We start from the raw sequence: 265 nt of genomic DNA, 5'->3' as shown, positions 1-265 counted from the left end.
ACTTTGCAGGTTTTAGGTAGCTCACGCAGCTTATTAAACGACTCCCACATTTGCTCTGGCGTCCCTTCAAATAATCGCCCACAGCCCCCACTAAAAAGGGTATCACCTGTAAAAGCCAACTCTTCATGAATATAACAAATGTGATCAAGCGTATGGCCAAGGGTGGTAATAATGTTAAAACGCGTACCCAATACCTCAATGCTATCGCCATCAACCAGTGTATTGGTGATCCCCGCAAACGGACTGTTTATAGGACCGTACACTG

Annotated in this window: 1 protein-coding gene; it reads right to left on the bottom strand. The window is 45.3% G+C overall.

What is annotated here, in order from left to right; translation table 11 throughout:
• Positions 1-265 (bottom strand): MBL fold metallo-hydrolase (locus tag B2R65_RS04175; RefSeq protein ID WP_349676056.1); only part of this gene is annotated, 265 nt, incomplete at both ends.

Origin of the sequence: Pseudoalteromonas sp. UBA2102, from assembly GCF_002331165.1 — a bacterium.
Taxonomy (GTDB): Bacteria; Pseudomonadota; Gammaproteobacteria; order Enterobacterales; family Alteromonadaceae; genus Pseudoalteromonas; species Pseudoalteromonas atlantica.
This window is presented reverse-complemented; position numbering and strand designations above follow the sequence as displayed.